The organism is Seohaeicola saemankumensis (assembly GCF_021021435.1).
In the GTDB taxonomy this organism is placed as follows: domain Bacteria; phylum Pseudomonadota; class Alphaproteobacteria; order Rhodobacterales; family Rhodobacteraceae; genus Seohaeicola.
The window spans coordinates 1-6,201 of sequence record NZ_JAINWI010000024.1; the positions used below are offsets into that span (position 1 = coordinate 1).

At 61.8% G+C, this 6,201-nt stretch carries 8 protein-coding genes; 7 read left to right on the forward strand and 1 reads right to left on the reverse strand.

The annotated features are described in order from the left end of the window. Window positions 1–721: ArdC family protein (locus tag K7H22_RS18495; protein WP_230802320.1), on the forward strand; the 721-nt coding region annotated here is incomplete at its 5' end. Between the two features lie 77 nt (window positions 722–798). On the opposite strand, the gene K7H22_RS18500 is transcribed toward K7H22_RS18495, so the two are convergent. Then, window positions 799–1,245: an AAC(3)-I family aminoglycoside N-acetyltransferase gene (locus tag K7H22_RS18500; RefSeq protein WP_330165865.1), complete on the reverse strand. Its 447-nt coding sequence runs from the start codon at window positions 1,243–1,245 to the stop codon at window positions 799–801. A 243-nt stretch (window positions 1,246–1,488) separates the two neighbouring features. Here K7H22_RS18500 and K7H22_RS18505 point away from each other — a divergent pair, with 243 nt between their 5' ends. The 6 genes from K7H22_RS18505 (at window position 1,489) to K7H22_RS18530 (ending at window position 6,105) form a co-directional block, all read left to right on the forward strand. Continuing rightward, a complete protein-coding gene (locus K7H22_RS18505; protein WP_230802321.1) occupies window positions 1,489–1,878 on the forward strand; it encodes a DUF3768 domain-containing protein in 390 nt (129 codons plus the stop codon). Between the two features lie 153 nt (window positions 1,879–2,031). After that, on the forward strand, window positions 2,032–4,014 hold the full coding sequence (locus K7H22_RS18510; RefSeq protein WP_230802322.1) for a ParB/RepB/Spo0J family partition protein: 1,983 nt from the start codon (window positions 2,032–2,034) through the stop codon (window positions 4,012–4,014). A 72-nt stretch (window positions 4,015–4,086) separates the two neighbouring features. Further along, window positions 4,087–4,680, forward strand: coding sequence for a regulator (locus tag K7H22_RS18515; protein WP_230802323.1), 594 nt, complete (start codon window positions 4,087–4,089; stop codon window positions 4,678–4,680). Window positions 4,681–4,782: 102 nt separating this feature from the next. After that, window positions 4,783–5,439 carry a DUF6927 domain-containing protein gene (locus tag K7H22_RS18520; RefSeq protein WP_230802324.1) on the forward strand — a complete coding sequence of 219 codons (657 nt, stop codon included), beginning with the start codon at window positions 4,783–4,785 and terminating at the stop codon, window positions 5,437–5,439. Window positions 5,440–5,543: 104 nt separating this feature from the next. Further along, complete coding sequence (locus K7H22_RS18525; RefSeq protein ID WP_044353023.1) at window positions 5,544–5,843, forward strand: type II toxin-antitoxin system RelB/DinJ family antitoxin; 300 nt, start codon at window positions 5,544–5,546, stop codon at window positions 5,841–5,843. After that, complete coding sequence (locus K7H22_RS18530) at window positions 5,830–6,105, forward strand: type II toxin-antitoxin system RelE/ParE family toxin (RefSeq protein WP_230802325.1); 276 nt, start codon at window positions 5,830–5,832, stop codon at window positions 6,103–6,105. Before K7H22_RS18525 ends, K7H22_RS18530 begins: the two co-directional genes overlap by 14 nt. Window positions 6,106–6,201: the final 96 nt, after the last annotated feature.

Genomic DNA, 6,201 nt, shown 5'->3' on the forward strand with positions numbered 1-6,201 from the left:
GCTGCCGCAAGCCAATGCGTTGGACGCAAAGGTCCGCAAGGGCGAAAAATCCTCTGTCGTCGTCTATTACGGTCAAAGCCGGAAAGACGCGGGCGCGGATGAGCATGACCGCAGCGACGGGGATGATCACTCCGAGGAAGTCCGTATCTTCCGCTTCCAGAAATCCTACCGTGTGTTTAATGCCTGCCAGATCGAGGGCTTGCCCGACAGCTTCTACCCTGACCCGGAGCCCGTGCCCGAGCATCCGCCGTCCGAGCCCATCCCGCACATGCAGGCGTTTTTCGATGCCATCGACATCACGACCGTCTTCACGGGCACGGAAGCGTACTATTTGCCCCCCGTGGACAAGGTCTACATGCCATCCATCACGCGGTTCCAGGACCCGCGCAATTTCTACGGGGTCTGGGCCCATGAGCTGGCCCATGCCACGAAAGCCCCTCATCGCCTGAACCGTGATTTTGGGTTCTCGAAGTTCGGCAACACGTCCTATGCGCGCGAGGAGATCGTCGCGGAATTGACCTCGGTGTTCCTCGGTCAGACGCTCGGCTTCACGGCGCATACGCTCGAGATGAATGCCGCCTATCTGCACAACTGGTTGCGGGTCCTTCGGTCAGACAAGGGCGCGATCTTCCGCCATGCCGCGGACGCGCAGCGCGCCTGCGATTACCTGATTGCCCGATCCGAGGCGGGCAGGGCAGGGGGCAACGCTGAGGCCGCCTGACGGAAAAGTCGCCGCACTGCTGCAAGGCAGCTTCGAGCCCAGTTTGCTTGTGCTGCGACTGGACCGAATGGCCGCTATCAGTCCAATGGCAAATCGAAATGCATAACGTCTTCGCGGGTGCCGAGCTTCGAGTACAAGGCAACGGCAGGTTCATCCCCGTAATCTGCCTGCACATAAACAACCCAGCCGGCATTCGCTTTTGCGATTGTCTTAAGTTCATCGATCATTGCGGTAGCAATACCGCAACGCCGCCATTTTTCCGCGACAGCCAAATCGTAAATGTAAAACTCTGAACGTTCTTGCTCAAATTTGGGCAATTCATACGCCACAAGTGCGCCAACAACGGTCTGGCCTGCCAAAGCCACCAGCGCGACGACATCGGTCCGCGCAAGAAGTGCCTGCCTGTAGTCCGGTGTGGGCCTCGCGTTGCTGTAGCTCTCCGGATCGCCAAAGGACTCCGCAAAGAGGTCAAGCATTGCGCCAAAAAGCAGACAGTCGCCGGGAACCAATCGATGGGTACCGATTTTGGCGAGGTTAGTGCTTTGGTTCACATCGAATATCCTTTTGAGGTTCGGTTTGAGTGTACTCTGCCTTGCAAGCAAAACGAAAGCGTACCTTTTGCGACGGACATCATCGGCAGGAAAGTCCGCACAGCGGACTTCTGAATTAGTGCGGTACGTGTTGTTTCTGTCTGGCGTCATCCGCCAAGCGGAAGAGAAAAAGCGGGCTTTGAGAAGGGTGTTTCAAACCTCTCAAAGGAGCTCCCCATGTCCATGAATGTTCAACCCCAGCCAGACCGCCCGGATCCGACCGTGATCGCGGTGCAGAACGACGCGTTTCGCAAACTTGCATGCCTTGGGGTGCCGCCCGCGCAACCCATCCAGGGCCGCATGCATGTCACCCGCTCGCTTATGGAGGCCGGCGATGGCTTCATGGCCGAGGCGGTCAAGGCCACCGGTGAGTTTGCCACATTCGAGCCTGAGAATGATCCCGAGGGATGGCACGATTTCGGGGCGGTCACGATCCGCGGCGAGACCGTGTTCTGGAAAATCGATCTCTATGAAGCAGACTCGGATTTCCGCTACGGGGCCGAGGTCCCGGACAATCCTGCCACCACCATGCGCGTGCTGACCATCATGTTGGCGCGCGACTGGTAGGGCAGGGGACACCCCCTCCTGACACAACAGGCGATGAAGGCCCACTGCCCCCTCAAAGGGAGAGTGGGCCTTTTGTCGTGGTGATCCCTGAAGCCGGGGATTGGTCACGCGCGAGCGCGCGGGCCGCATTTCACCCACCTGGAAGGATATCCCATGACCACAAGCTTTGCCCCTCTCACCGTCGCCATCGGCGATCTGGTCCCGCATCCCGCCAATGTGCGCAGCAACTCGCCGGAAACCTACGACCCCGAGAACATCGCGCATCTGAAGGCCAGCATCGCCGTGCTGGGCCTGCTCCAGCCGCTCCTGGTCCAGAATCTCGACGGCAAATATGCCGTCCTCGCCGGTGGCCGCCGTCACGCCGCCCTGAAGGAGCTGGTCGCTGACAAGGCCGAAAAGGGGTTCACCGCGAAAACCAAGGTCGACTGCCGCCTTGTGCCGGAGGAGTGTGACGTCACCACGGCGCTGTCGCTCGCCGAGAACATCACCCAGGCGCCGATGAACGCAATCGACGAATTCGAGGCTTTCGCCCGGATGATGGAGGTCGACGGCCAGACGCCCGAGACCATCGCGAAGACATTCGGCACGACCGTCGCCGCCGTGAAAGGCCGGTTGCGCTATGGCCTGATCCACCCCGACATCCGCGCCGCGGCTCGGGCCAAGGTGATTACGCTCGACACGATGAAAGCCTTCGCCGAGCACCCGAGCCAGGAGGCGCAGCGCGAGGTTTTCGAGGCGCTCACGAAAGACGGTGGCTATCTGCAGGCCTATACCGTCCGCCAGGCACTCAAATCCCGCGGCGTGCAGGTCAGCGACGATATCGGGGCTTTCGTGCGCGCAGACTACGAGGCGCGTGGCGGTGCCGTCGCGGCTGACCTTCTGGAAGAGCATTCCGTTCTCGAGGATGCGGCGCTGGTCGAGACCATCCTGCTCGAGAAGCTCGGTGCAGCCGCCGAGGAGGCCCGTATGAGGCTGGGCTTTGCCTGGGCCGATGCGATGGTCCGCTATGATTACGCGACTATGGCCGACTGCGGCCGCGTTTATCCCGGCCCGATCGTGCCTGATGAGGCAGCGCAAAAGCGCGTGGATGAAATCACCGCCGAACTCGAGAAACTGCAGCTTGAGATGGAGGATGAGGGGCTCGAGGACAGTGCCTACAACGCCCTTTACGAGCGCGTGGACGCCTTGGAAGAGGAAGCGCGCGATCTGCAGGAGGCCTACAGCGCCGAGGACCTCGCGCGGTCTGGGGTGATCGCATCGTGGCAAGGTGGGCAGATCACGCTCCATGTGGGCCTCGTCCGCCCGGAGGACAGCGCGAAAGAGGAGCGCGCGCGCGGTTCGTCGACCAACCCGACCGGGCAGGAGGCACCCGACGCTGGCGAGATCAGCTACCCGGCCTCGCTGGCCGAGGACCTCAAGACCGAGCGGGCCATGGCGCTCGGGGCGGCGATGGCGCTGCGTCCCGAGGCCACGCTCGATTTGACGCTCTTCAAACTGGTGAGCGACATTCTGGCCAGCGGAATGAGTGTCACGCAGGCGATCAAGATCGATGCCCGCAAGGAACACCGCAGCCATGCCAAGATGGACGAGATCGACGAGACCTCGCTCGAGCAGGTGGCGGCGGCGCATGATGCGCTTGATCTGTCCTGGCTCGATGACGCCCGCGCGCCCGCCGATCAGTTCGCGGCGTTTCGCGCGCTGGAGGCAGGCGAGAAGGCCAAGCTCGTCGCCTATGCCGCCGCCAGCACCACGCAGTCCTGCTTCGCGCGGGACCCGCGGCGCGACAGCCTGATGCATGCGTTCGAGATCGAGATCATGCCCGACATTCGCGCGCATTGGACGCCGAATGCGGCGCTCTTCAACCGCTTCAAGAAGGCCTGGCTCCTGAAGATCCTCGGCGAGGATCTGGGTCTGGCCCAGGAGGCGGTGACGCTGGCCTCGTCGAGCAAGAAGGAAATCGTCGCCTTCTGCGACAAGCTCTTCGCCGAACCCTTCACCACACTCACGGACGCGCAGCGCGCAGCCGTGGCCGCCTGGTGTCCGCCCATGATGCAGACGGCCGGTCTCGCCTTTGATGAGGCGGAGCCCGCTGCGGAAACCCCGGAGCCTGACGGCGAGGTCGCGCAAGCGGCCTGAGCCGTCACGCGACCCGCGCGAGGCGTTCCCCGCGCGGGTCGACCCTTCCAAACCGAATAGAAAGACATCCCCATGGCTATTCTCAAGTTCTCTGCCTCCGCAGTTGCGGCGCAGATCGCGCATGCGCGCGCCTGCAAAACCTTCCTGCCCAACTGGAACGGGCCCGTGGACAGGCCCGCCCTGATCCTCATCGTCGGCAATGGTGTGCATCTGCGCTCAAACGGCATCGATGGTACGACCACCCGTATCGTTACCACCGAGCAGGCCGATCCCTCCTTCGCCTTCGCCGACGGCATGAACCCTTTTCGGGATACCGACTGGATGGCGCAGCGCCGCATGGCGTTTCGCGATTTGACCGGCCAATTCTACACCGACATCCTCGACGATGTGCAGGTGCTCATCGACCGGGGGCGGGGGGCGATCCGGCTCGCCACCGATGGCCACAGCATCCGCGTCTTCGTGCGCCGGGCCTCGGACTACCTCATCGGCGGGACCTATGAAGTGCCCTCGGGCCTCGGCGGCACCTTCCGGGTCATCCTCAAGGATGCCTGCGACACCTTCGCGATCGTGCAGAACTGCGGCAATTGCGAGGATTTCGACGCCATGCAGCCCTACCGCGTGCCGCTCGATGCGCTGATGGAATTCGATGACCGGAAGGCGGCGTAACGCGCCCATTCTCAAACTAGCATCGCCAATACCCTACCGGGCCTGCGGCCCTCTCGGGACATTGGCGACAACAATTTCCCCAGTGACAGAAAGGACTCTGAGATGGGTTGGCTCTTCTACACCGACGGCCGCGTCAAATCCTACGCGGATGAGAAAGCGGAAATCGCCCGGCTCTGCACCTTCGAGGGCGAAAGGCGCAGAACCGAACTGGTCAAGGCCTGCAAGGTCGGCTCCACCTGGTATGCGGCGGCAAGGGTCACCAATCTCGACGCCACCCCTGTCGAGGACGCGACCTATGTCACTGATCCTGACGGCTCGATCACCTTCGCTGCCGTGTTTCTCACCCGATACGACAATGGCTGCTGGGGCTACAAGGACATGGAGGAAAGCGCTGGCCCGAACGAGTCTCGTGCTCCCCTTGGGCTGATCAAGCTTCTCTCCAACCTGAAAGACGAAGGCAGCTACGCCCATGCCTGGCGTCAGCGCTGCCGGGATTGGGCTGCGATCCCGGACTACGAGGAGGGTGACAAGATCAGGCTCGCCACCCCTGTGACGCTCACAGATGGCAGCACCTGCCAGATCGTCACCGCGACCCACTACAGGCGTGGGCGGCAAAAACGCCGCTGCTACCGCATCGAGGAAACCGGTGGGCTCGTACGCCTGTCGAAGGCCTCGCTTGCGGGCTCGGAGCTGCTCAGCTCCGCAAAAGGCGAGGCCAGTCCTGTGCTGGCGGAGTTCCTGGCGGGGCAGGGTGGCTGAGTTTCCCGCTGAGACAACACCACGGGACCACGTGCACACATACTGCCGACTTGAAATCGCATCTCAAATGAGATACATCACTCCCATCAAATGGAGGACCATCCATGCCTGCCCAAACATCCATGCTTCATGTCCGTGTTGACGATCAGCTGAAAGCACAGGCTTCGGACGCACTTGCGGGCGTCGGTCTGACGCTCTCCGACGCGGTGCGTATTCTTCTGACCCGCGTGGCCGCAGAAGGCGGCTTGCCTGCCGGATTGACCGCTGATCCGGATGCCTATGACGCCTGGTTCCGGGCGAAGGTACAGGAAGCGCTAGACGATCCAAGGCCCACAACGCCCCATGCCAAGGCGATGCAAGACGCTCAGGCATTGATTGACGGGAAGCGCCTTGCCAAATCTTGAATGGAAAGCGACGGCCATCGCCGACTTGCTGGCAATCATTGACTACATCTCTGACGACAACCCGGATGCCGCCCAAGTTCTCAAAGACGAGATTGAACACAAGACGTCCCTCCTTCCAGAACGCCCTCTGATGTACCGCGCGGGCCGTGTGGACGGGACTAGGGAGATGGTTATTCGGCCAAACTACATCGTGGTTTATGCTGAAAGCCCTGAGATGGTGACCATTTTGCGCGTACTTCATGCTGCGCAGCAGTGGCCATGATCGGCGTGCAGGCCCTCCGCTAAGAAATTGCCCGCTCTCCGCCTTCAAAGTGTAGAGCGGGCTTTTTGTCCTTTGGAACTCAGACCCTGATCCAAA

What these genes read in the sequence shown, in the direction of transcription:
- K7H22_RS18505 (WP_230802321.1), top strand. Translation starts at nt 1,489, where the DNA reads ATGTCCATGAATGTTCAACCCCAGCCAGACCGCCCGGATCCGACCGTG.
- K7H22_RS18510 (WP_230802322.1), top strand. Translation starts at nt 2,032, where the DNA reads ATGACCACAAGCTTTGCCCCTCTCACCGTCGCCATCGGCGATCTGGTC.
- K7H22_RS18515 (WP_230802323.1), top strand. Translation starts at nt 4,087, where the DNA reads ATGGCTATTCTCAAGTTCTCTGCCTCCGCAGTTGCGGCGCAGATCGCG.
- K7H22_RS18520 (WP_230802324.1), top strand. Translation starts at nt 4,783, where the DNA reads ATGGGTTGGCTCTTCTACACCGACGGCCGCGTCAAATCCTACGCGGAT.
- K7H22_RS18525 (WP_044353023.1), top strand. Translation starts at nt 5,544, where the DNA reads ATGCCTGCCCAAACATCCATGCTTCATGTCCGTGTTGACGATCAGCTG.